At 51.4% G+C, this 23,563-nt stretch carries 16 protein-coding genes; 15 read left to right on the plus strand and 1 reads right to left on the minus strand.

Translation table 11 applies throughout. The annotated features are described in order from the left end of the window. Window positions 1-4: 4 nt before the first annotated feature. The 3 genes from CHH75_RS07900 to CHH75_RS07910 all read left to right on the plus strand — a co-directional run bounded on the left by CHH75_RS07900 (window position 5) and on the right by CHH75_RS07910 (window position 5,203). Entirely contained in the window at window positions 5-1,756 is a 1,752-nt protein-coding gene (locus CHH75_RS07900) for a sensor histidine kinase (protein WP_095263830.1), read from the plus strand. Then, window positions 1,749-3,371 (plus strand): response regulator, encoded by a 1,623-nt coding sequence (locus CHH75_RS07905; protein ID WP_095263831.1) that lies wholly within the window; start codon window positions 1,749-1,751, stop codon window positions 3,369-3,371. Before CHH75_RS07900 ends, CHH75_RS07905 begins: the two co-directional genes overlap by 8 nt. A 170-nt stretch (window positions 3,372-3,541) precedes the next feature. Beyond that, on the plus strand, window positions 3,542-5,203 hold the full coding sequence (locus CHH75_RS07910) for a glycoside hydrolase family 43 protein (protein ID WP_095263832.1): 1,662 nt from the start codon (window positions 3,542-3,544) through the stop codon (window positions 5,201-5,203). Between the two features lie 111 nt (window positions 5,204-5,314). On the opposite strand, the gene CHH75_RS07915 is transcribed toward CHH75_RS07910, so the two are convergent. Continuing rightward, window positions 5,315-6,094 (minus strand): helix-turn-helix domain-containing protein, encoded by a 780-nt coding sequence (locus CHH75_RS07915; protein WP_095263898.1) that lies wholly within the window; start codon window positions 6,092-6,094, stop codon window positions 5,315-5,317. A gap of 305 nt (window positions 6,095-6,399) precedes the next feature. Here CHH75_RS07915 and CHH75_RS07920 point away from each other — a divergent pair, with 305 nt between their 5' ends. The 12 genes from CHH75_RS07920 (at window position 6,400) to CHH75_RS07980 (ending at window position 23,557) form a co-directional block, all read left to right on the plus strand. Next, window positions 6,400-7,704 carry an endo-1,4-beta-xylanase gene (locus tag CHH75_RS07920; RefSeq protein WP_095263833.1) on the plus strand — a complete coding sequence of 435 codons (1,305 nt, stop codon included), beginning with the start codon at window positions 6,400-6,402 and terminating at the stop codon, window positions 7,702-7,704. A 98-nt stretch (window positions 7,705-7,802) separates the two neighbouring features. Further along, the gene (locus tag CHH75_RS07925; protein WP_095263834.1) at window positions 7,803-8,843 is read left to right on the plus strand and encodes an endo-1,4-beta-xylanase; all 1,041 of its coding nucleotides are present in this window, start codon (window positions 7,803-7,805) and stop codon (window positions 8,841-8,843) included. A 45-nt stretch (window positions 8,844-8,888) separates the two neighbouring features. Beyond that, window positions 8,889-10,412 (plus strand): glycoside hydrolase family 43 protein, encoded by a 1,524-nt coding sequence (locus CHH75_RS07930; RefSeq protein WP_095397906.1) that lies wholly within the window; start codon window positions 8,889-8,891, stop codon window positions 10,410-10,412. Between the two features lie 36 nt (window positions 10,413-10,448). After that, window positions 10,449-12,152: an RICIN domain-containing protein gene (locus CHH75_RS07935; RefSeq protein WP_095263836.1), complete on the plus strand. Its 1,704-nt coding sequence runs from the start codon at window positions 10,449-10,451 to the stop codon at window positions 12,150-12,152. Window positions 12,153-12,273: 121 nt separating this feature from the next. After that, window positions 12,274-13,047, plus strand: a complete 774-nt coding sequence (locus tag CHH75_RS07940; RefSeq protein ID WP_095263837.1) for an alpha/beta hydrolase — start codon at window positions 12,274-12,276, stop codon at window positions 13,045-13,047. Window positions 13,048-13,117: 70 nt separating this feature from the next. Continuing rightward, the gene (locus CHH75_RS07945) at window positions 13,118-15,415 is read left to right on the plus strand and encodes an ABC transporter ATP-binding protein (protein WP_095263899.1); all 2,298 of its coding nucleotides are present in this window, start codon (window positions 13,118-13,120) and stop codon (window positions 15,413-15,415) included. Continuing rightward, window positions 15,412-15,939 (plus strand): DUF1854 domain-containing protein, encoded by a 528-nt coding sequence (locus CHH75_RS07950; protein ID WP_095263838.1) that lies wholly within the window; start codon window positions 15,412-15,414, stop codon window positions 15,937-15,939. The genes CHH75_RS07945 and CHH75_RS07950 overlap by 4 nt, the downstream gene beginning before the upstream one ends. Window positions 15,940-15,962: 23 nt before the next feature. After that, window positions 15,963-18,188, plus strand: a complete 2,226-nt coding sequence (locus CHH75_RS07955; RefSeq protein ID WP_095397907.1) for an ABC transporter ATP-binding protein — start codon at window positions 15,963-15,965, stop codon at window positions 18,186-18,188. A 583-nt stretch (window positions 18,189-18,771) separates the two neighbouring features. Then, window positions 18,772-19,116, plus strand: a complete 345-nt coding sequence (locus CHH75_RS07960) for an Asp23/Gls24 family envelope stress response protein (protein ID WP_095263840.1) — start codon at window positions 18,772-18,774, stop codon at window positions 19,114-19,116. Between the two features lie 54 nt (window positions 19,117-19,170). Continuing rightward, window positions 19,171-20,370: a sensor histidine kinase gene (locus tag CHH75_RS07965; protein ID WP_095263841.1), complete on the plus strand. Its 1,200-nt coding sequence runs from the start codon at window positions 19,171-19,173 to the stop codon at window positions 20,368-20,370. Window positions 20,371-20,374: 4 nt separating this feature from the next. Further along, window positions 20,375-21,025 (plus strand): response regulator, encoded by a 651-nt coding sequence (locus tag CHH75_RS07970; RefSeq protein ID WP_095263842.1) that lies wholly within the window; start codon window positions 20,375-20,377, stop codon window positions 21,023-21,025. Window positions 21,026-21,370: 345 nt separating this feature from the next. Then, window positions 21,371-23,557 (plus strand): MMPL family transporter, encoded by a 2,187-nt coding sequence (locus tag CHH75_RS07980; protein WP_095263844.1) that lies wholly within the window; start codon window positions 21,371-21,373, stop codon window positions 23,555-23,557. Window positions 23,558-23,563: the final 6 nt, after the last annotated feature.

Below are 23,563 nucleotides of genomic sequence, written 5' to 3' on the forward strand. Positions count from 1 at the left end.
TTAATTGCTTAAGTTACCTGTTAATTCCATTCGTAATAGCATCTTTATTCGGCTGGTCGCTACCTATCTCTTCGTCATTCTTCCGCTTATCATACTCGGCGTTTATCTATATAACTGGAGTTACCAATACGCTAGCCAGGAAGTATCCAAAAATACGCAAGCGCAGCTTTCGGCCTACCTGGACGGGTTGAACCGGGAAATCGAATGGCTGGAAATTCAGCAATACGATATTTTGCAGGATGGTGAACTGAACAAAATGGTGCTGACATGGGATATGATGAGCACGGTCGAAAGAAAAGCAAGTCTGCATTATTTGCTGCCGCGGCTGGTCTCCATCAAAAACAGCAGTGTCTACATCAAAGATGTTTTCATTCATATCCGCAGTATGGATAAAACGATTTCGGCCATGACCGCGATGAATACATTCGACTCGAGACGGTATAACGATGTTTATGCAGGTGAGGCGAGCGGCAATCAAAGACTGCTGCAGATCGACGATACGTTCCATCTTGTGGCGGCCAAATACGGGGCTCGAAAAGGGGAAGAGCCGCTTCTGATCGTTCAGATCGAACTGGATGCGAGCAAACTCAGGGAATCCCTGATGCAAATCAGCGTATATCCGGAAAGCGGGGCTTTTATCGTCTCCGAGCCGTCCGGCTTTGCCCTGGCCAGCCATGAAGAGGCGGATCGTTTAATGAAAGAGGCCATGCAGGCCATCCAACATGCGAATGGTCAAATTCTGAATATCGGCACAGGCAGGTATCTGATCGACAAGGCGTATTCCGACAAGCTGGATCTATCCGTGTTCACGTACTTGCCCACTGAGGCGGTGAAGCGGCCGTTAAGTAAATTTTATGTGTGGGCTTGGCTGTTTGCGGGCACGACCTTCTTAGCCATCGCCATCTATGCCGTATCGACGTACAAATTGGTTCATAAACCACTGCTTCTGCTTGTCCAGAGCTTCAGAAAAATGGAGGATGGCATGTTTAATATCCGGATCAGGCACGGACAAAGGGACGAGTTCGGCTATTTGTACGATCGATTCAATCAGATGCTCATCAAGCTGCAGCATCTGATTGACCAGAATTTCAGGCACAAGCTCATGATGCAAAGGGCGGAGCTGAAACAGCTCCAATCCCAGATCAATCCCCACTTTTTATATAACAGCTTCTTCATCCTGAGCTCCCTGGCCAAAACGGGGGATGTCACGCAAATCGAGCTGTTCACGAACATGCTGGGAGAATATTTTCGATTCATTACCCGCAATGATGCGGACAACGTTCCATTGCTGGAAGAGACGAGGCATTCCCGCATTTATACCGAGATTCAAAAGCTCAGATTCTCAAGGCGAATCCGCGTAGAATTCGGCGAGCTGCCGAAGGAAATGGAGGCCATCAAGGTGCCGCGACTGATCATTCAGCCGATTATCGAAAACGCCTATGAGCACAGCCTCGAAAAGATGCAGGAAGAAGGCTTCCTGCGTGTGTCGTTTCATCTGGATGGCCAAGAAGCTTCCATCGTGATTGAAGAGAACGGGAACGGGCTGACGGATAACGATATCGACATGATAAATAAGCGGCTTGAACGCACAGCTGAATCTGCCGAATCTCCTGAAGTGACGGGACTTATCAACATCCATCGGCGAATTGCCCTGACGTATGGGGAAAGCAGCGGATTAGTCTTATCAAGGAGTCCATTGAACGGACTGCGGGTCCAAATTCGAATCAGGCTGACGGAGGGGAATGAACATGTATAGACTGCTGGTCGTCGACGATGAAGAGATTATTACGAACAGTTTGTACGAAGTATTTCATCAGTGGATGCCCGAGAACCTTGACGTTTGCCGGGCATACTCCGGCAAGGAAGCGCTGAATTGGATGTCGCGCACGCGAATCGACATCGTCCTGACGGACATACGCATGCCGGGCATGAGCGGATTGGAATTGACGGAGAGCATCCGGGCGCTCTGGCCAAGGTGCAGAATTATCTTTCTGACCGGTTACAGCGATTTCGATTACGCCTATCAAGCGATTCAGATGCCGAATGTCCGCTATTTGTTGAAGACGGAAGGCTTCGATAAGGTCATGGAGGTCGTGAAGGAAGTCATTCATGAAATCGAGAGCGGCCACCGGATGAATGAATGGCTCATGCAATCCCGCGTGCAGACCGAAGCGCTGGAATGGATGGAGCAGGGAGAATACTTCCGGCAATTCGTCGCGGACAGCAGCCTGCTTGGACAGGACAAGGAAGCCATGCGGAGCGATTTCCGGGCCTTGAACATCGGATTGGATCCGGAGCTCCCTGTGCTGCTGGCTCTTGGCCGTGTAGCTTATTCAGCAGGAAAAGCGTATGTAGAAAAGAAAAACGACCACCGCTCGGTGAGGCTGATTTGGAATTCTTTTATGGATGAGCATGTCCGAAGCATCGGTGTCCTAGACAAACATGGGGATTTATTATGGATGCTCCAGCCGCGGTCTGAGAATCCATCCGTGGATCGTCTTGTTATTTATTCGGAAGGGACGCTAGAACTGATCCAGGAAGCCTGTCTGGATTCTCTAGGACTTGCCATTTCGTTCACCATAAGCGGCAACCCCTGCCGGTGGGAGGACGTAACACCGCAGTATGAACGACTGCGAAGGCTCCAGCAGTTAAAGATGGGCAACGGGATTCCGATGATCTTGAAGGATCAAGTTGACTCTTCCCAGGCGCCTCACTGCAAAGAAGGAGTGGAGACGAGCCATAAGGCGGGCATCTTGGAAGCCCATTTGGAGGCCGGAAGGGAGAACGAATTCATGAAGGAATTGGAGCAGTTGTCGGAATTCGTGCTGAACGGAGAAGATCATCATCAGCATGCTGCACAAGCCTATTACTCTATCGCTCTTGTGCTGTATGCCAAGCTGACCCGGCTTGAGCTTCAGGACCCTACCGGTGAACGGGGGAAACTGCTGGATTTGGAAAGTCATGATTCCATGAAGGAAGCTTTTCGGTATTTGAGGCGAACGGCCGAAGATATCTTCGATTTCAAGCGCCTGGATGAACGAGGCAAAACGGCGCATGTCATTGATCGGTTATGCCAGTATATCGAGGAGCATCTGGATCAGGACATCACCCTTGTGCATTTGGCCGAACGCTATTTTTTTAATCCCTCCTATCTCTCGCGTTTGTTCAAGCAGGAACGGGGAATCAATCTTTCGGAATATATCGAAAAGTGCCGAATACGGCGAGCAAAGGAGCTGCTTAAGGAAGGGGATTTGAAGGTAAGGGACGTGGCGCCATTAGTCGGATACGATGCCGCCCATTCCTTTACTCGCTTCTTCAAAAAGGCGACGGGTTTAACGCCGCAGGAGTACCGGGACCATCTCGCAAAATAGGCAGGCAACCTATCATTTGCCCGGTGTTTTCAGATGGAATGTCCGGTTGTTGCCCCGCTTACCCCAAGGTACACTTTTTACAAAACAATTTCGTTCATGTCGACCGTGATGGGACCGACCAGATCGGAATGACAGGTCACCAAGTAACGATGGAGGAGGGCGTATTCAGGATGAAGCCCGGAAAGACGTTACTGGTCATATCTGCCGTATTTGCTTTCGCTTGCATTATCGTTGTTGTTGCAAGCCTGGCGAGTCGTGGCCAAGACGATCCCAAAATGTTTAATCAGGAGCTGAGTGACAAGATGAGTAATGAAATTAAAGCCGGCCAAACAGGAACTGAAATGATGGATCAAGGAGGCAATGTTGTGAGCCGGGATGCGAACAGCACCCGCAGGGAGGCGTATGCGGCCGCAATCGGCAAGATTCCTCCGAACGGGAATCCGGTCGTCTCCCATAAATTCGGTGCGGATCCCTATGCACTGGCAGTTGACGGACGTGTTTATTTATATAACACGTACGACACATTGGAATATGACGGTGAAGGAAATGTCAAGGACAACAGCTACAGCACGATCAACAAGCTGTCCGTCATCTCTTCCTCGGACCTGGTCAACTGGACCGATCACGGAGCAATCCAGGTCGCAGGACCGACCGGCGCTGCCGCATGGGCAACGCAATCGTGGGCGCCAGCGGCCGCGCACAAGGTGATTGACGGCGAGGACCGCTTCTTCTTGTATTTTGCCAACAATGCCAGCGGCATCGGCGTGCTGACGAGCGACAGCCCTGTTGGCCCGTGGACGGATCCGATCGGAAAGCCGCTGATCACAAGAAACACGCCGGGCGTGGAAGGTGTCACGTGGCTGTTTGATCCCGCCGTGCTCGTTGACGATGACGGGAAAGCCTATATCTACTTTGGCGGCGGCATTCCGGAAGGCGAAGCCGAAATGCCGAACACGGCTCGCGTCATGCAGCTGGGCGACGATATGATCAGCGTGCTTGGCGAAGCCGTCACGATTCCGGCTCCTTATATGTTCGAGGATTCAGGAATTAACAAATTTGACGGAAAGTATTACTATACGTACTGCTCCAATTTCTCGGAAGGAACGCGGCCGGAGAACAGTCCCCCTCCCGGCGAAATCGCCTATATGGTCAGTGAGCATCCGATGGGCCCATGGACGTATCAAGGGACCATATTGAAAAATCCCGGGCATTTCTTCGGGGTCGGAGGGAATAATCATCACGCCATCTTTCAGTTTCAACAAAACTGGTATATTGCCTATCACGCCCAAACGTTGTCAAAGTCCATGGGGATTCCGAAAGGCTATCGTTCCACCCATCTGAACCGCGTTTATTTCGAGACGGACGGTACCATCCGAGAGATAGACGCTGATATGGAAGGTGTGGAGGGGGTCCAGTTGCACAATCCCTTCCAGCGAACGGAGGCAGTAACGATGGCATGGAATGCCGGAATTCAAGTCAATCCGTCTACTGCCGCTGAAGACTCGCAGGACAGCCCGATATTGGCGGTCACGGACATCCACGACCGGGATTGGATCGCTGTGGCCAATGTTGATTTCGGAAAAGGAGCATCCGCGTTTACGGCTTGGGTCTCGGGAGTGGAAGGAGGAGGAAGCATGGAGCTTCGGCTGGACCATCCGGAAGGAGAACGGATCGGCACAGTGAACGTACCGCCAGCATCCGGTGCGAAACAGCGTCAGGAAATATCCATTGAAGTTTCAGGCGCATCCGGCATTCATCATCTATACTTCGTATTTACCGGAAAGCAGGATCAGAAGTTATTTGACTTCGAAGCATGGCAATTTGAGCTGTGACTGCATATATACAGCCCGTCCATTCATAACGTGATGATAGCCAGCTAAAAAGGCGCTCGCGAGTCAAGCGGCGCCTTTTATAAGTGCTTCAGGTAAAAATGTACGTACAAGTTAGTGCTGGCCAGAGGCAACGGGAACCGGAACCGTACGGGAGCCATGTAATTTTCTATAATTGTTAGCGCTTATACCAGCATAAGACTTGAATTTTTTATAGAACCAATCCATATCGTTGTACCCCACTGCGTCAGCGATTTCGTATATTTTCATGTCGGTATGCGTCAGCAAGAATTTCGCTTTCTCCATTCGCTGCTGCAGCAGATATTCGTTAAACGTCATCTTCTCGTGGAATTTGAATTTCTGCACCAAGTAGGAATAGTTGAAATGCATCCGTTCGGCAATTTCTTTTAAGGTGATGTTTTGATACATCGAATCCTTCAAATATGCCTTGACCTCTTGAATGACCTGATCCTCCTTTTCCGCATGGACTTGGGACCATCTATTATCCGGATGCCCGTCACCAGAAGGGGGTGCCGGCAAAATCATCCGCAAGCAAGTGTTGAGCTCTTCGACCGTGAACGGTGCAGGCAGATAATCGTTAACTTGCAGCTGCAAGGCTCTCCGGGTCCAATAAAACTCCGTGCTGCCTCCGGTAATAATGATGGGAACCTGGCTTACGCACCGGATGTTTGCGCATAACTCCATACCTTCGGAATCTGAGCCAAGCGCATGGATAATCACCAAGGTGTAAGGCTCCAAAGCAATGAATTGCATGGCGGACGAGGCGGACCTGACGCAGCGGCGCCGCGAGCATCTCAACGCATTCCAATCCGGCCGGATTCCCGGTGTTGCTTCATCATGGGATTGCAGATCAACAAACAGGACATCGTGCACAAAGCTTCCCCCCAACTTCGTTGTAATAACGCTTTCATACGGTTTGATAACATTATGGGGAACGGAAAGCCGGATCACAATGTGCCGATTTTTATATTTCTAACCGATATTTACTTCTTACTGAAAAATACGGGGCCTGTCTATGCGCAAGGAACATTGGCAACCGGAGATTGGACGGGTGAACGATCCCAAATTTGGCAGGTTGTTTCAATAATTTGTAAGCGCTAATATGAAGTTGTATTTATTCGGGCCGGGTCCGACACCGGATCCCTATCACTTGCTTGAAGTGGAAAGGAGGTCATGCTTTGCATCGCATGCCTAAACGCGGCCGATGGGCGGCCACGGCTGTGGCTGCTGCGGTTGCCGCGTCCGTTGTTGTCCTGTTAATCCTGCCCCAAATGGGCAGCCGTGACAAGCCCCCCGCCGAAAGTCAGGCCCCAGGAAAACCGGGGGAAGGAGCAGTGGAGCTAACAGGGGATTCGGATGCGTCGAACGGAAAACTGAATGCCGAACCCCCTGCCGGCACTAATCAAACTGCGTCAACTGAGCCGCAGGCACAGCCGTCCGCATCGCAAGATATTCCCTCGCTGCATGAACTCTTCGAGGAGGATTTTCCAATCGGCGCCGCGATCGAACCGAACCAGACGAGCGGTCCATCATCGGAATTGCTGAAGAAGCATGTCCGCTGGCTGGTGGCGGAGAATGTCATGAAGCCGGATGCAATCCAGCCGTCGGAAGGCCAATTTATATGGACAAATGCCGACCGGATCGTGGAATTTGCCAAGGAGAACAACATGCAGGTCCGTTTTCATACGTTGGTCTGGCATACCCAAGTCGGGGCATGGTTTTTCCAAGATGAGGAAGGCAAGCCGATGGTGGATGAGACAGACCCCAAGCGCCAGGAAGCGAACAAAAAATTGCTGCTGAAACGCCTGGATACCCATGTAAGGACGATCGTCGGCCGATATAAGGACGAGATTACGTCTTGGGATGTGGTGAATGAAGTCATTGAACCGGGGGATCCGGACGGAATGCGCGCGAGCGAATGGTATAAAATAGCCGGTACTGATTACATCGCAACGGCATTCCGAGCGGCCCGGGAAGCCGGAGGACCCGAAGCGAAGCTTTATATTAACGATTACGGCACGGATAACCCTGTGAAAAGGGACCTTTTGTTTCAGCTTGTGAAAAATTTGCTGGAGCAAGGTGTTCCGATCGACGGGGTCGGACATCAGACGCATATTGACATCTATGGCCCATCGGTGGATTCCATCATCACCTCGATGCGAAAATTCGCGGAGCTGGGCCTCGACAATCTTGTCACTGAGCTCGATATGAGCATTTATGCGTGGAATGACCGCAGTGATTACGGCCAAGATCTCCCGCAAGATATCCTGAACCTGCAAGCTGATCGTTATGGCGAGTTATTCAAGGCATTCCGTCAGAATAAGGACATTCTCAGCGGCGTCGTGTTTTGGGGTATCGCCGACGACCATACCTGGCTTCATGGTTTTCCGGTCGCACGTACCAATGCGCCTTTGCTATTCGACCGACAGCATCAGCCTAAACCGGCGTTTTGGGCCGTTGTTAAGGCGGCAAGATCTGAGTGATAAGCGGACGTTTCCGTATAGCCGGGCTAACATTTATGGATTTAATGTCTATAGCTTTATGTCGCTTACGAAATAACGTTGATAAGGAGAGACGAGTGATGAGCAGAAGCATGGAAAGGCTGCCCAAGCTCCATGAAGCTTACGGCAATAGCTTCAAGATCGGCGCTGCCGTGAATCCGATCACGATGGTGACCCAAAAGGATTTATTGGCACACCATTTCAACAGCGTGACGGCGGAAAATGAAATGAAGTTCGAGCGATTGCACCCATCGGAAGAGGTGTACACATTCGAGCAAGCCGACGAGATCGTATCGTTTGCCAAATCAAACGGAATGTCGGTGAGAGGACACACCCTCGTATGGCATAATCAGACGCCGGAATGGGTATTTCAAGACAGCTCCGGCGGCAAGGCCGACCGCGAGCTGCTGCTGGCGCGGATGAAAGCGCACATCCATGAGGTGGTTGGCCGTTACCGTGGAGACATCCATGCCTGGGATGTCGTGAACGAAGCCGTTGCTGACGGCGGAGGCGAACTTCTTCGTTCTTCTCCGTGGCTTGCTTCAATCGGGGAGGATTTTATCGCAAAGGCTTTCGAATACGCGCACGAGGCAGACCCGCAAGCGCTGCTGTTTTATAACGATTACAACGAATCCGTACCCGAGAAGCGGGAGAAGATTTACACGCTCCTTAAATCGTTAAAGGAGCAGGATGTGCCGATTCACGGCGTCGGGCTTCAGGCCCACTGGAATTTGGAGTTTCCATCGCTTGATGATATCCGCAGGGCCATCGAGAGATATGCAAGCCTTGGCATGTTGCTGCATGTAACGGAGCTTGACGTATCCGTTTTTGCACATGAGGATAAGCGGACCGATCTGGCAGCGCCGACGGCAGAAATGCTTGAGCGCCAGGCGGAGCGTTACGGGCAATTGTTCCGGCTGCTTAAGGAGTACAGTGGCAGCATCGCTTCCGTAACCTTCTGGGGAGCGGCGGACGATTATACCTGGCTGGATCATTTTCCGGTAAGGGGCCGTAAAAATTGGCCGTTCGTCTTCGACGAGAACCATCTTCCGAAGGAATCCTATTGGAATCTGCTCAAGGAAGCCAATCCCGAAAGAACATTCCAAGAGATACGTTCGTAAGTCGTATTTCGGCTGTCGCCATAGGTTGAAAGGGGAATCCATCAGATGAACAAAACGCAGATCACGAATCCGGTCATATGGGCGGACGTGCCGGATGTGGATGCCATCCGGGTAGGGGACGTCTATTATATGGTCAGCACCAGCATGCATTCCATGCCGGGCTGTCCGATCATGAGGTCCGAGGATTTGATGCATTGGGAGATCGTCAGTTACGTATACGATACGTTCGAAGACAACGAGGCCCATCGTCTGGAAGGCGGCAGCAATATCTACGGGCAAGGTTCTTGGGCAGCCAGCCTCCGCCATCATCGGGGGGAATTTTATGTTTGCTTCTCCAGCAACGATACCGGACGGTTTTATGTGTACCGCACGGACGATGTTATTCAGGGGCCGTGGCAACGATCCGTCATTGATGGACTGCGGCATGATCCGGGCCTGCTTTTTGAGGATGACCGGGTATTCGTGATCTACGGTAACGGGGATATTTACATCACCGAGCTGACCGCCGATGCAGATGCCCTTAAGCCGGACGGAATCCACCAGCGGCTCTTTGAAACGGAAACGGAGGGCATCGGCTTGCGCTGCGAAGGCTGTCATGCCTACCACATCAACGGTTACTATTATTTACTGTTCATTGAATGGCCGAAGGCAGGGTTCGGCAGCGGCCGGCGCAGACAAATCTGTTACCGGTCACGGGAATTGCTGGGCCCCTATGAACGAAAAATCGTATTGGATGACGATCTCGGCTACCATAACAAGGGAATCGCCCAAGGGGGGGTGTTCGATACGCCGAATGGCAAGTGGTACGCGATGCTGTTCCAGGATCATGATGCCGTCGGGAGAATCCCTTGCCTGGTCCCGGTAACCTGGGAGGAGGATTGGCCCGTGTTCGGCATCGAAGGCAAGGTGCCGGAACGGTTTGAGGTCGACTTGCCGCAAGCCGTTGCGAAGCCGCTCGTGATCAGCGATGAATTCGAATACGAATCGAATAAGCTGGCTCTGAATTGGCAATGGAACCACAACCCGGATCATCGGTTATGGTCCGTGACCGAACGTCCCGGTTTCCTAAGGCTGACAACAGGAAGCCTGGCACCGGCGGGCGTGCTGCAGGCCCGGAATACGCTGACGCAGCGCACGGAAGGGCCGGCATGCACGGGGACTGTCTTATTGGACACGGGGCGTATGAAGCCCGGTGATCATGCAGGGCTTGTTGCCCTGCAAAGCCATTTCGGCACCGTCGGCGTCAAGGTCGCGGAGAACGGCGACAAGTTCATAGCGATGAGCGTGAACGATGGGGACGGCAGGGAGAAGGAGCTGGAAACGGTTCGGTACCGCGGCAGGGAAGTACATTTGAGAATTGATTTTGATTTTGAGAATAGCAAGGATGTGGCCTCCTTTCATTATTCTGTCGACGGGGCTGATTGGATGCCGATCGGCGGTGAGCTGAACATGCGGTATACCTTGGATCACTTTATGGGTTATCGCATCGGGCTTTATTATTATGCGACCAGGCAAACCGGCGGCCATGCCGACTTCGATTATTTTCGTTACGAAAAAGCCGAGCGGTAGAGCACGTAAACAAAATGAAGAGGAGTTGATCGATGTATGAAAAGAACTGGATGGACGCTTAAGTTGTTATTGGCCGTGCTGCTCCTGCTGCCGATAACGCTGGGGCACCCTAACGGTGCTGCTGACGCATGGTCGGGCATGCCGATGTCCAAGCTTCGCGTCAGCGGCAATCAGCTGGTAAACAGCGAGGGGCAGCCCGTTGTCCTCAGCGGATGGCACCAGCCTGGGGGCTCGTACTGGACGTATCAGGGAAGCAACTACTACCTGAACCGGAATGGAGGAAATCGCCATGCTGCCATTTTGGAATATCTAAAGGATATTACCGACACATTCTCCGATACGTCTCCGAAGTACGGCAACAATCACGGCTGGTATATGAATCAGGTCAGGCTCTTTATCGACCGCGAAGACATGGGCGACGTGGCGGCCGGAACGTATAATTTTGCGGGCGTGCAGTCCTTTACGCAGAATGTTGTCGTGCCTTATATCCAGTATGCTAAGAGCAAGGGAATCTACGTTACGCTAGGCCTCGACTTCACGCTCCAGGATAATCAGGCAACGACGCAAGCCAATCTCGAGAAATTCAATCAAATCTGGGGATATCTTGCGGCACAGCCGGCGATTAAAAGCGCAGACAACGTCATGTTCGAGATTATCAATGAGCCGGTGCTGTCCTATGCGAATGGACGCTGGGGAGGACACCCGTCTGATCCCGATTTTCCGGCGTTTTGGGACTCGCTGCGCAATTTTCAAAATTCCATCATTTCCACGATCCGCAGTCAAGGGGCAGATAACGTGATATGGGCCGCCGGCCTTGGATGGGATCAATATTATCAGTTATGCGCCACGCGTCCGCTAACCGATCCGCTGAACAACATCGGATATGCCGTGCATTGGTACCCGGGCTATGGAGCAAAGGATAACGGCTCGATACTCCAGCAGCAATGGGATACCAACATTAAGCCTTGCGCGGACAATTATCCGATCAATATTACGGAAACGACCTGGTTCAAACGGTTGCCGGGAGACTCGGAGTACTGGGAGCTGTTCAACGGCTCGAACAAAGGCTTCGGCAAAAACACCAAAGCGATATTTACGACAGCCGGGAACGTCAGCATCGCGGTCCACATGAACGGTTTTCTTCTGCAGCCGGGGCCAAGAAGCACGTTTGCCGATCCGACGTCAGGTCTGCTCTTCGACGGCGATCCGGCACGGGACGGCATGGCCCGCTTTATCTTCGAATGGTATTACGAACGTGCGCAGCTTCATCCATGGAACGGCATATGGAATGGTATTATATCGGGAGAAACCTATAAAATCGTGAACCGTGCCTCAGGGAAGGTGATCGACGTCCCGGGCGGACAAAACAGCAATTCGCTGCAGCTGCAGCAATGGCCAGACAATAACGCCACGGCGCAGCGATGGGTTGCGGACGATATGGGAGCATACAACAATGTATACCGGCTTCGCAGCGTCAGTTCGAGCGACGGCAAGGTGATGGATGTTAGAAACGGTTCTTCAAACAACGGGGAAGCAATACAGCTCATGCAGGATTATGGGAATCAAGCGCAGCGATTCCGTCTGATCAAGCTCAGCAACGGATACTGGAGCATCCTTAACGCCAACAGCAATAAAGCCGTCGAAGTGGCGGGTGGTTCGTCCGCAGACGGAGCCAAGCTCCAGCAGAATCCTTATCGAGGGGATTTGCATCAGCAATGGCAGCTGGTCAAGGTGAATTAAACAGCATGATTGCATAAAAGTGACTACATTTGAGTGATAGCATTAGGACATAGTTTGCCGGGCGGTGTGTTTGATTGGATATCGCCCGGTGCCAAACCAATGTACTGAAGGGGAGAGGAACATGAGGGAGAAGGCTCCGGCCGGATACGACCGGCATCGGGAACATATCGCCAGGGGGAAAATCGAAACGGTGGAATATGCATCCGAAACGGTAGGCAATGATCGTAAGGCGATGATCTACACGCCTCCGGGGTACGCGGAAGACAACGTATACAGCGTTCTTTATTTGCTGCATGGCATCGGAGGTGATGAAACCGAATGGTACCGTCATGGCGATCCGCAGACGATCCTAGATAATCTATATGCGGAAGGGAAACTTGCGCCCATGATCGTCGTGTTTCCGAATGGCCGTGCGATGCCGAACGATCGGGCGGAAGGGGACCTGTTTGATCCGGACAAAGTGAAAGCGTTCGAGACGTTCGAATACGATTTGCTTGATGATCTGATTCCCTTCGTCGAGTCACGATATTCGGTATCGACAGGCCGGGAAAACCGTGCGATTGCGGGGTTGTCTATGGGCGGGGGGCAATCGTTAAATATCGGCTTGAAGCATCTCGACCGTTTCGCATGGATCGGCGCTTTTTCCCCGGCTCCCAACACGAAATCACCGGAACAGCTCGTCCCGGATCCGGAAGAAGCGTCGGCATTACTCAAATTGCTCTGGCTGTCATGCGGCGATGAAGACAATCTTAAGCCGATTAGCGATCGGACACATGCGTATTTATCGGAGCATCGCGTTCCTCATGTGTGGTATGAGGAAAGCGGCGGACATGATTGGCCCGTATGGAAGAACGATTTGTATCATTTTTCGCAGCTCCTATTTAAAGATAACTAATGTAAGAAGGAAGCCTTGCGCCTTATTGGCCGGGCTTTTTACTTTCAGCCATGAACGAAAGGGTAAAAACATGACGATATTGCCGAAGGAAATCATGTCCATGCTGGACAGAAACGGTACAAAAGCCGCTGATCTGGTGTACTGGATGGAGTGCGACCGGTTGCCGGACGGCGGCTTTGCGGACAGCTATCTCATCTTGTCCCGGGAATCACTCCACATCTTCCGTAGCAGCGGCATTTCGAAGGAGAAGACGTTTTCGGGATATGCAGCCGGCCGGCATAAGGACACTGGCAAGCTGGTGCAAGACGGTTCCGTCGATTGGGCATGGGAGCGCATTCCCCTTGAACGACTTGAAGCCTTGACCATCGTCAATCTGGTCGCTTCCGGCATGGTCGTCGCCAAGGAGCAGGAGGAGCGAGTGATCGGCGCATTCACAAGCGGTCATATGAAACAGGCTGTCCGATTTGCGCAAGCCTTCGACAAAATGAAGAAGAACGAGCCCATTGAGGCCTTCGAACAGGATGAGGAAGCGCATGGGGCTTCCTGCCCGACATGCGGATTGATCTACCCTGAAGAAGGCAGGCCGTTCTGCCCGAAATGCATGAAAAGACATGCCGTTTTCGCACGTTTGCTTTCATTTGCAGGCAAGTACAAGCTGTCCATCTTTTTTATCGTGTTGTTTATGCTGCTGAACTCGGTGACCGGTCTCGTCATTCCTTATTTTCAAGGCACGGTGCTATTTGATCAGGCGCTTGCCGGCAATGGGGCTTTCGCGGGGCGGATCGGCCTCGTCATTGTGATCATTCTGGCATTCCGTACGCTATCGCTGTTATTCGGAATCTTGTTCGGCACCATCATCGCAAAGCTGGCGGCCAAGGTCGCCTTCGATTTGAAAACGGCTGTATTTACCGCGTTGCAGCGGTTATCGCTCGATTTTTTCATGCGCAGGCAGACCGGCCATCTGATGACCAGAGTGAACAACGACGCTCAGGAATTGCAATATTTTTTCGTCGACGGGCTTTCTTATTTCATCGTGAACGCGATGAACATCATCGGCATCACCGCCGTGCTTCTGTGGATGGATTGGCGGCTTACGCTGATTTGCCTGCTGCCGATGCCGCTGGTACTATGGCTTGTCCGGAGCGCGTTTCCGAAGCTGTGGCGCTTGTCCTGGCGGAGACACCGCAAGGTAAGCGTTCTGAATTCAATCATCAGCGATTCGGTTCGCGGCTCGCGGGTCGTCAAGGCATTCGGTAAAGAAAAGGTGGAGATCAGCCGCTTTCAGCGGTCGAATAATGCATTTTCCGTGGCGGAACAGCGTTTCAACAAATTGAGCGGTACGGTGTTCCCGATTCTCAATTTTCTGACCCAAGCGGGCGGGATATTGATTTGGGCGTTCGGCGGTTGGTATGTGATGCAAGGCCAGATGTCGTTCGGCACTGTGCTGACGTTCGTCAACTATATGATGATGCTGTACGGGCCGATTCAGTTCATGAACAATATCGTCGGCTGGTGGTCCAATTGTATGGCGGCGGCGCAGCGTATCTTCGAGATCCAGGACGCCGTGCCGGATGTAGCAGAGCGTCCTGGCGCCGTTACGTTGCCGGCGATGAAAGGCGATATTGAAGTCGATAACGTCACGTTCGGCTACGAGCCGAACAAACCGATTTTGAAACAAGTGTCCTTGCGCGCGAGGCCGGGGCAGATGATCGGCATCGTCGGCCATTCGGGTGCGGGGAAATCGACGCTCGTCAATCTGGTGTCGCGATTGTACGACGTAACCGAGGGAGAAATTCGGATTGACGGCGTCAATGTCAAGGATCTTTCGACAGCTTCATTGCGGCGTCATATCGGGATCGTCTCTCAGGATGTTTATGTGTTCTCGGGCAGCATCGCCGAAAATATCGCATACGCTGATCCCGATTGCTCGGTTGAGGACATCCTGCATGCAGCCAAGATCGCGAACGCGCACGATTTCATCGAGAAGCTGCCCGACGGCTACGATACGGAGGTCGGTACGGGCGGCTATAGCTTGTCCGGCGGGGAGAAGCAGCGGCTGTCGATCGCCAGAGCCGTGCTGCACAACCCGAAGGTGCTCATTCTCGACGAGGCGACCGCATCGCTCGATACGGAGACGGAGCTGTATATCCAGCAGGCGCTCGATTCGCTTGTCAAAGGACGGACGACGATCGCGATTGCACACCGGCTGTCCACGCTAAGGCAAGCCGACTATTTGGTCGTGATGGATAAAGGCGTTGTCGTCGAAGCCGGTACGCACGAAGAGCTGATGGCGACGGAGGGCATCTATCGGGAACTCGTCCGCAAACATGATGAAGCGCTCAGAATGAAGGGGGAAATCATCGCATGAGGATGGAAGAACATCGGGGAATGGAGCTGGCGGATGCAGCGGGCATCCGATATTTAACGCCGGGCAATTCGGAGTTTATGGAGACAAGCGGCCGCATGCTGTCGGTCCGGACCGGAGGTGAGATGCATTCGCCGGTATACGTGCATTGCTCCTTCCCGCATACGAACCAGCGCTCATTCTTGTCGATTCGAACGGCGGGCAACAAGGAGATCGGCATGATCCGCCATCTTGACGATTTTCCACAGGGGACGGCTTCCCTGATCGAAAGGCAGATGAAGATTCGTTATTTTACGCCGGAAATTACGAAGGTTATTGCCGTAAGCGAGGAGTTCGGCTATTCCTATTGGGAAGTAGCAACGACGGCCGGGCTTTGCCGGTTTACGGTGCGAAACGGCAGCGGCAACGTCAAGTTCGCGGCGGAGAACCGCCTGCTGATCACCGACGTCGACGGAAACCGCTTCGTCATCCCGCAGGTGGATCAGTTGAGCGACAAGGAATACCGAATGATCGAAATGAGAATGTAAACGACGGCAACGGAGGAATATCGATGAATTTGAATTTCACGCTCTCAGATCAGGATCTAGCGGCGGTACGCCAAATCGTCGGAGGGGAGATCGCTTATTGCGTCCCGGCCGACCTGTCGCTGGAAGGACGGCGGGTGGAGGGCTATCTGGCGATCGGCGGCGGCAGGTGGGCGTATGTGCAAGACGGCCAGGTGCGGGATCACGGGGACATCGCGGAGGCCAGCGATTACAAGCTGATGCCGTTCGTTGGCAATGCGGTGCTCGAAGCCACGGAGAACGAGACGAAGCGAATCATCGTCAGGGTGACGATGCAGCATGCGGCAAGGTACGGCTATATCGCCCAAATCTTGAACGACATGGCCGCCAGTCGCCCCGTCCGGATTTATCATGACGAAGCGGACCCGGTTTGTGCAGCATGCGGGCGATCGCTCGTCCCGGGTACGCGGGTATGTCCCCGCTGTATGAGCAAAGCAGCCGCTTTCAAACGACTGCTTCTTGTATCGAGAAGTCACTGGCGTAGCTTGATGCTCGGTCTTGGCGTCCTGATCGCCGCTTCGGCGCTGGCGCTGGCGGGACCTTATTTCCAGAAGCTGCTCGTCAACGCTGCGCTGGTGCCCCCTGCCGGGCAAGAAGCGAGCGTTAGAGTGTTCATCCTTGCGCTGGCGGGGATGCTGTTCACCCTGGCCTTCGGCGAGCTGCTCGGCATCGCCAGAAATCGGATCATGGCCAGCGTCAGTTCGGGCATTGCGGCCGATTTGCGCAAAACGGTATTCGATCGGATTCAGAGTATGTCGCTCGGATTTTTGACGTCGCAGCGGGCGGGTGACCTGATGAACAGGGTGACGGCCGATACGGACCGCATCCGTCATTTGATTCAGGAGATGTGCACGACGGCCATCTACCAACTGATCATCCTGATCGCTTCAGCGACGCTGCTCTTTTCGGCGGATTGGCGGCTGGCGCTGATCGTGCTGCTTCCGGCGCCATTCGTTGCTTATTTGCACTACTATATTTGGAGACACGTGCTGCACAAGCTGTTTCACAAGCAGTGGCGCATCTCCGACAAGGCGAACTCGTTCCTTCATGATGTCCTGAGCGGCATTCGGGTCGTCAAGGCGTTCGGCCAGGAAGAGCGGGAGATCCGCAGATTTCGGGAATACAACGGTGAATTCGCCGCTGCCGCGATCAAGAGCGAGAAGTTGTACAGCATTTTATCGCCTATCTCAAATTATTTGATTCAGATCGGGCAATATCTCGTTCTCATGATCGGCTGTTACATGATTATCGGCCGGGAAATGAACGTAGGCGAGCTGATCCAGTTCAGTGCCTATGCGGCAATGATATTCGGGCCGATCTCCTGGTTGATGTTCATGCCGCGCTGGATTGCGAATGCCGTCATTTCGATGCATCGCGTATTCTCGGTGATCGACGAACAGCCGGAAGTCATCGATGCAAAGGACGCAGTGGGGCACCGGATTCGGGGCTCGATCGAGTTCTCGGGCGTTTTTTTTGGTTACCGATCGTATGAGCCTGTTCTGAAGGAAATCAACCTCACCGTGAAGCCGGGGGAAATGATCGGTCTTGTCGGTCATTCCGGTTCGGGCAAATCGACGACGATCAACCTGATTTCCCGTTTTTATGATGTCAATGAAGGGGAGATACGGATCGATGGCATCGATATCCGGATGATCCGGCAGGAGGATTTGCGCTCGCAGATCGGCGTTGTGTTGCAGGAGACCTTCCTGTTCAGCGGGACGATTGCGGAGAATATTCAATACTCGAAGCCGGGCGCGAAACCGGAAGAAGTAATCGAGGCGGCCAAAATCGCCAACGCGCATGATTTTATTATCAACTTGCCCGACGGTTACGACACGAGGCTCGAAGAGAACGGGAACAATTTGTCGGGAGGCGAGCGACAACGCATAGCGATCGCCCGCGCCGTGCTGAACGATCCCCGAATCCTCATTCTGGACGAGGCGACGGCCTCGCTAGATATCGAGACGGAAGCGGCCATCCAGGAGGCACTGAAGCGGGTGACGAAGAATCGCACGACGATCGCGATCGCGCATCGTCTCTCTACACTGCGCAATGCCGATCGACTTGTCGTTCTCGACAAGGGGCGGATCGCGGAAATCGGCACGCATCGCGAATTGATGGAGAAGCGGGGCATCTATTATAAGCTGATTGCCGCCCAGCGCAGCATGTCCCGCAAGAGCGGATCGTCCGCGGTGGTATCGCCGCAAGTTTAGGCAGGTCGGTACAAGGCGTGGCAGCGAAATCAATTGAATGAATGTGGGCTTTTGCTGTAAGCCTAAACAACGACTCGAATGAAAATATCGAGTCGTTTTGTATGTTTTTTATGACAGCTATTCATTTTGTTCGCAGTGGCGAGTACCTCTTAATTTACTGCCGCTAGGATCTCGTGCCTTCCCGGCTGCAGTATTCTGGAATCGTTCTGCAATTTCAATTCCGCTGTTGTGGTTTAAGTATGAACCGGGTTTCTTTTTGGGAGGACGGTTATGCCAGCCACGGTTTCGAATAGCCAACTGACCACCGCACCGTAGGCATAATGATTCAGACTGTTGTCGGGCTTGCAAAAGAAATTTGGCAAATGTAGCCTCGGCGCGCGCATAGAATCCCGAAGGCGTGTTCAGATGCGACACTCCTTTTCACTCGTATCTCGTTTACTATTGCCCTATGGTACGACGTAATCTGCCCTTATGTACGATATCTAGTCCGAATCGATCATGTATAATGAATAATAAAGAAGGTTATCACAGTGAATGGCACAACCGATTAATTTGCAATCCATATTCAGATGGGGGTACTCATATGACATTGCACACATCCATAGGGAGAATAAACATAACGGATCAGGTTATTTCGAAGATTGCCGGAACAGCAGCGAAAGCAACAGATGGTATTGTATCGATGACCGCTGGCCTTGTGGACGGGGCAGTTAAGCATTTAAGCGGCAAAAGGATGATGAAGGGAATTCAAGTAAAAATCTCAGATGCAACGGTTTCAGTTGAACTGAGAATTATTGTTCAACACGGGTTGAAGATCCACGAGGTATGCCATGGTTTACAGCGTAACGTCCGCGAAGCTATCGAACAATTAAGCGGTCTTACGGTTGCTGCGGTTCATGTTCGTGTGGAAGGATTGTCCCTATCATAGAAAAGACTGACATTAAGAACTTGCAGATATATATCATGAAGATAGGAGAAGAGAATGGAGTTAAACGCTAATTGGATTGGAAAAGAAACTACCTTAACGGCCGCAAGGATCCCTATCGTATTGTGGGTTCTTCTCGTAACCACAGCAACCATAACGTTGCAGACGATCGTCAATCCTGTCATTGTTCCGACCATTTATTTCCTTGTTATGATTGCCGTCCATGTGTTGTTGTACTGGCATGTGAAGGTCGTCGTATCCGTCTCTCGATTACTTTACGTCACCGTCCAGGGCGTTTTAATTTTCAGTACAGCCCTTTTGATGCCTGATGGTATGCCAGCGCTGTTGATCGGGCTGCTACCCGTATTAATTGGTCAGTGCTTGGCTATCTATCGTAGGTTAATCATTGTATCCATGATTTTCGGGATTCTGTACGCTTGTTTTTGCATATTTACTTTAAATACGCAGTGGTCCAATGATATATTGTTATTCATTGCGTTGATGATCTTTATGACCATTATCATCATATCGTATGCAATATTATTTTACAGGCAAGTTGAATCTCGGATGCGGACCGAATTTTTTCTGAAGGACTTAAAGCAAGCTCATGATCAAGTCGAACAACTTACTATCGCCAACGAAAGGCAACGAATGGCAAGAGATCTTCATGACACGCTTGCACAGGGGCTGGCGGGGCTCATTATGCAACTTGAAGCGACTGAAGCGCATCTGAATAGAGGGAACTTGGAGCGTGCCAAGGAAATAGTTAATAAATCGATGAGTCAGGCCAGACGAACGTTGGCTGATGCAAGGAATGCCATTGATGATTTGCGTGCTCGGACGCTGCCTGAACTTGATTGGCAGGATGCAGTGAAGAGTGAGATTCATCGATTTTCCTCTGCAACAGGCACTCCAGTAAAGCTAAATAATGCCGTTAAGATGCGCTTGTCCGGGAAGACAATGGAGCATCTTCTCTATGTACTACGAGAAGCATTAACGAATATCGCAAAGCATGCCGAGGCAACCGATGTTATCGTTCAAATGGAAGACACTACCGATGGGAACTTCCGTATGACGATTCGGGATAACGGTATCGGATTTAATCCGGACATCATCGGTAACCAAGCGGGACACTATGGGCTTATCGGCATAAAGGAGCGTGTTCGGTTGATTGGCGGGCATGTAAACATTCTGAATACGGGAACAGGTACTTGTATTCAGATTTTATTACAGAAAAAGGAATCGGAAGGCGGATAAGATCATGAAACATAAGATACTGATTGTGGACGACCATTGGGTGGTACGGGAAGGATTGAAAATGATTCTGGAAACGGATGAGCAGTATGAAGTCATCGGCGAAGCCGAAGAGGGAGAGTCGGCGATAGGCCTGATCAAGGAAGCCGAGCCGGACATCATTTTGTTAGACCTGAATATGCCTGGTGGATTGGACGGTCTGGGCACGCTGGAAAAGATGAAAGAGCTCCAATTGGAAATACCGGTGATCATCTTGACGACTTATAATGAGGACGAGCTGATGATGAATGCTCTAGCCCTAGGCGCCAAAGGATATCTGCTGAAGGATACAAGCAGAGATAACTTGTTTCGAACGCTCCAGTCTGCCTTGCGTGGCGAGACGCTGCTGCAACCTGAAATTACGTCAAGAGTGTTTGCATTCCGCCAGGATCGGAAATCCTCATTAGTGCCCGAATCATCTTACCAGGTCACTCCGAAAGAGCGAATCATTTTACAAGCGATAGCAAGAGGGGCGCGAAATAAGGAAATCGCCTCGGACTTGGGAATATCGGAAAGAACGGTGAAAGCTCATCTAACCAATATTTATAACAAACTGGGAGTCGACTCGCGGTCGGAGGCGGTAGCTGTATCAATCGAAAAAGGAATTCTTCAATTGTAAGACATCGCACTTAGCCTTGGTCTGCCCATACTTCTCTATCTGCCTGGTCGTACCATAGGAGACCCTATCGTACGATTTTTTTATTGTGTCGTAGATCCCTTCTTTGCACAAGTGTGGAATCCTTTGTTTCATTATGAAGAAACGGAACGAGAATATGACAAGGAAGTTTCCGAATTGGATGTATGATGACCACCAGTCCATATTTTTTCTTCCCGATCGTACATGTAGGGCATGCCCTTTTGTACGATTTTTTTTGATCCGTTATTCGATATGATCGGGTAAAGAGGTTGTCCTGCAGGCAATTCCTCTCGATTACTGCTTGATGAAAGGGGAAGAAATAGAGTTATGGCAAAATGGTTATATCGCCTCGGTGCATGGTCTGCGAGGAAAAGGAAATCGGTAATTATTGGAGGATTCGCACTGCTTATATTGCTCGCGACCTTGGGGCTTAGCCTGGGAACTTCCTTTACGGGGGAGATGACCATACCTGGCACCAAATCAGACCAGGCCGCTGACATTTTAAAAGAAGAATTTCCGTCGTCCGATGACGGTGGTCAGATAAGGTTGGTTTTTAAAGCCGATGATGGCACCCTTGAATCAGACATCAGTAAGAAATGGATTCTTCAGGCTTTGGAGGACGTCCAAAAGGATTCGTTCGTAAAATCCGTGTTGAGTCCATACGACGCAATGACGATAAGCCCAGACAAAAAGATCGGATATGCCGATATAACGTATGTTCAGCCGGCAAACGAGGTTGGAGAGCACTCAAAAGAGCATGTTCTGGGAATTGTGGAATCCTTACGCGGGAAAGGGATTCAGACAGAGCTCGCAGGCAGCGTGGCATTCTCGGAAATTGAAATCGGTGCAATCTCTGAAGTAATCGGAATCCTGATTGCCTTTATGATTCTGGCATTCACCTTTACATCGTTCCTTGTTGCTGGTCTTCCGATTTTGACGGCCGTCATCGGTCTTGGCATTGGATTAATGACCATCATCATCGGCTCCAACTTTATATCGATGTCATCTTTCTCGATTACGCTTGCCGTCATGCTCACTTTGGCCGTAGGCATCGATTACGCTTTGTTTATCGTTTCCAGGTATCGCCAGCAACTGGCAGAAGGATACGACCGTCATACGGCAATTGCGCAGGCCAATGCTACGGCCGGAAGTTCGGTTGTATTTGCGGGATTAACCGTTATCATAGCTCTGGTGGGGTTGTCCGTTGTACAGATTCCGTTTATTACCATGATGGGTCTCGCCGCAGCGGTTAGTGTACTATTCGCAGTATTGATCGCCGTTATATTTGTACCGGCCGTATTGGGAGCTGCAGGGGAGCGGATCAGTCCTTCACGTGAGAATAAATGGCTTCGGAGATGGTCAGGGAGTAAAAAGGAGAAGGTCGGCGGTAGTCGTTGGGGCAAGGTCGTAACGAGAAAGCCTTGGCTTACATCCATTCTATGCATTGCCATTCTGATCACATGCACCGTACCGTTTCTCCACATGGAGCTTGGGTTGCCAGACAATGGCTTGAAGTCTACCGATACGACGGAGCGCCGCGGCTATGATCTGCTAGCCGAGGGATTCGGAGAAGGATTTAATGGACCTCTTGTAATTGTGGCAAGAGCTAAAGGGAGTGCAGATGCTCAAACGGATATTGAAAAGGCAACGGCATATATAAAAGAACTGCCAAATGTAGCAAGTGTATCGCCAGCCATTCCAAGTCCTTCGGGGGAGACGGCTATCATCAATTTGCTGCCGGAGACGGGTCCACATGATATTCGTACGACCGAGCTTGTAAAGACAATTCGGGACAAGGCAGACCAGATCAATAAGGACAGCCATTTAGAAATCATGGTCACAGGCGGAACAGCGGTTAACATCGATATTTCCGAAAAGCTTGCTGAAGCGTTGCCTAAGTTTGCGCTGCTGATCGTTGGTCTTGCCTTCGTGCTTCTCATGCTCGTATTTCGTTCCGTGCTTGTACCGATAAAAGCCGTAATTGGGTTCTTGTTTACGCTAGGAGCTACTCTGGGCTTTATTGTATGGGTTATACAAGACGGTTATCTTGCGAGCCTGTTCGGCATTCCCGAACCTGGCCCTGTACTAAGCTTTCTGCCGATCCTTGTAACAGGCATTCTGTTTGGTCTTGCTATGGATTATGAAGTATTCCTTGTCAGTAGGATGCGCGAAGAGTACACAAATACGGGCGATGCACGCCAATCCGTAAAAAACGGAATCACACATAGCGGTCCGGTGGTTACAGCAGCAGGGCTGATCATGATTGCCGTATTTGCCAGCTTTATTTTGGCCGAGGATCCAATCATCAAGTCCATGGGACTGGCACTTTCCTTTGGAATTCTGGTTGATGCCTTTATCGTACGTATGACCCTTGTTCCGGCGATCATGACGATCTTTGGGAAGAGTTCCTGGTATTTGCCAAAATGGTTGGATCGTATCTTGCCCAACATTGATGTAGAAGGCGAATCTGTTATGAAAGACACACAAGGAATGGATCAGGGATCCAAGGGATAAGCTTTA

Origin of the sequence: Paenibacillus sp. 7541, assembly GCF_002276395.1 — a bacterium.
GTDB classification, from domain to species: domain Bacteria; phylum Bacillota; class Bacilli; order Paenibacillales; family Paenibacillaceae; genus Paenibacillus_AQ; species Paenibacillus_AQ campinasensis.

Coding starts and splice junctions, on each gene's coding strand:
- CHH75_RS07905 (WP_095263831.1), top strand. CDS start 1,749: ATGTATAGACTGCTGGTCGTCGACGATGAAGAGATTATTACGAACAGT.
- CHH75_RS07910 (WP_095263832.1), top strand. CDS start 3,542: ATGAAGCCCGGAAAGACGTTACTGGTCATATCTGCCGTATTTGCTTTC.
- CHH75_RS07925 (WP_095263834.1), top strand. CDS start 7,803: ATGAGCAGAAGCATGGAAAGGCTGCCCAAGCTCCATGAAGCTTACGGC.
- CHH75_RS07930 (WP_095397906.1), top strand. CDS start 8,889: ATGAACAAAACGCAGATCACGAATCCGGTCATATGGGCGGACGTGCCG.
- CHH75_RS07935 (WP_095263836.1), top strand. CDS start 10,449: ATGAAAAGAACTGGATGGACGCTTAAGTTGTTATTGGCCGTGCTGCTC.
- CHH75_RS07940 (WP_095263837.1), top strand. CDS start 12,274: ATGAGGGAGAAGGCTCCGGCCGGATACGACCGGCATCGGGAACATATC.
- CHH75_RS07945 (WP_095263899.1), top strand. CDS start 13,118: ATGACGATATTGCCGAAGGAAATCATGTCCATGCTGGACAGAAACGGT.
- CHH75_RS07950 (WP_095263838.1), top strand. CDS start 15,412: ATGAGGATGGAAGAACATCGGGGAATGGAGCTGGCGGATGCAGCGGGC.
- CHH75_RS07955 (WP_095397907.1), top strand. CDS start 15,963: ATGAATTTGAATTTCACGCTCTCAGATCAGGATCTAGCGGCGGTACGC.
- CHH75_RS07960 (WP_095263840.1), top strand. CDS start 18,772: ATGACATTGCACACATCCATAGGGAGAATAAACATAACGGATCAGGTT.
- CHH75_RS07965 (WP_095263841.1), top strand. CDS start 19,171: ATGGAGTTAAACGCTAATTGGATTGGAAAAGAAACTACCTTAACGGCC.
- CHH75_RS07970 (WP_095263842.1), top strand. CDS start 20,375: ATGAAACATAAGATACTGATTGTGGACGACCATTGGGTGGTACGGGAA.
- CHH75_RS07980 (WP_095263844.1), top strand. CDS start 21,371: ATGGCAAAATGGTTATATCGCCTCGGTGCATGGTCTGCGAGGAAAAGG.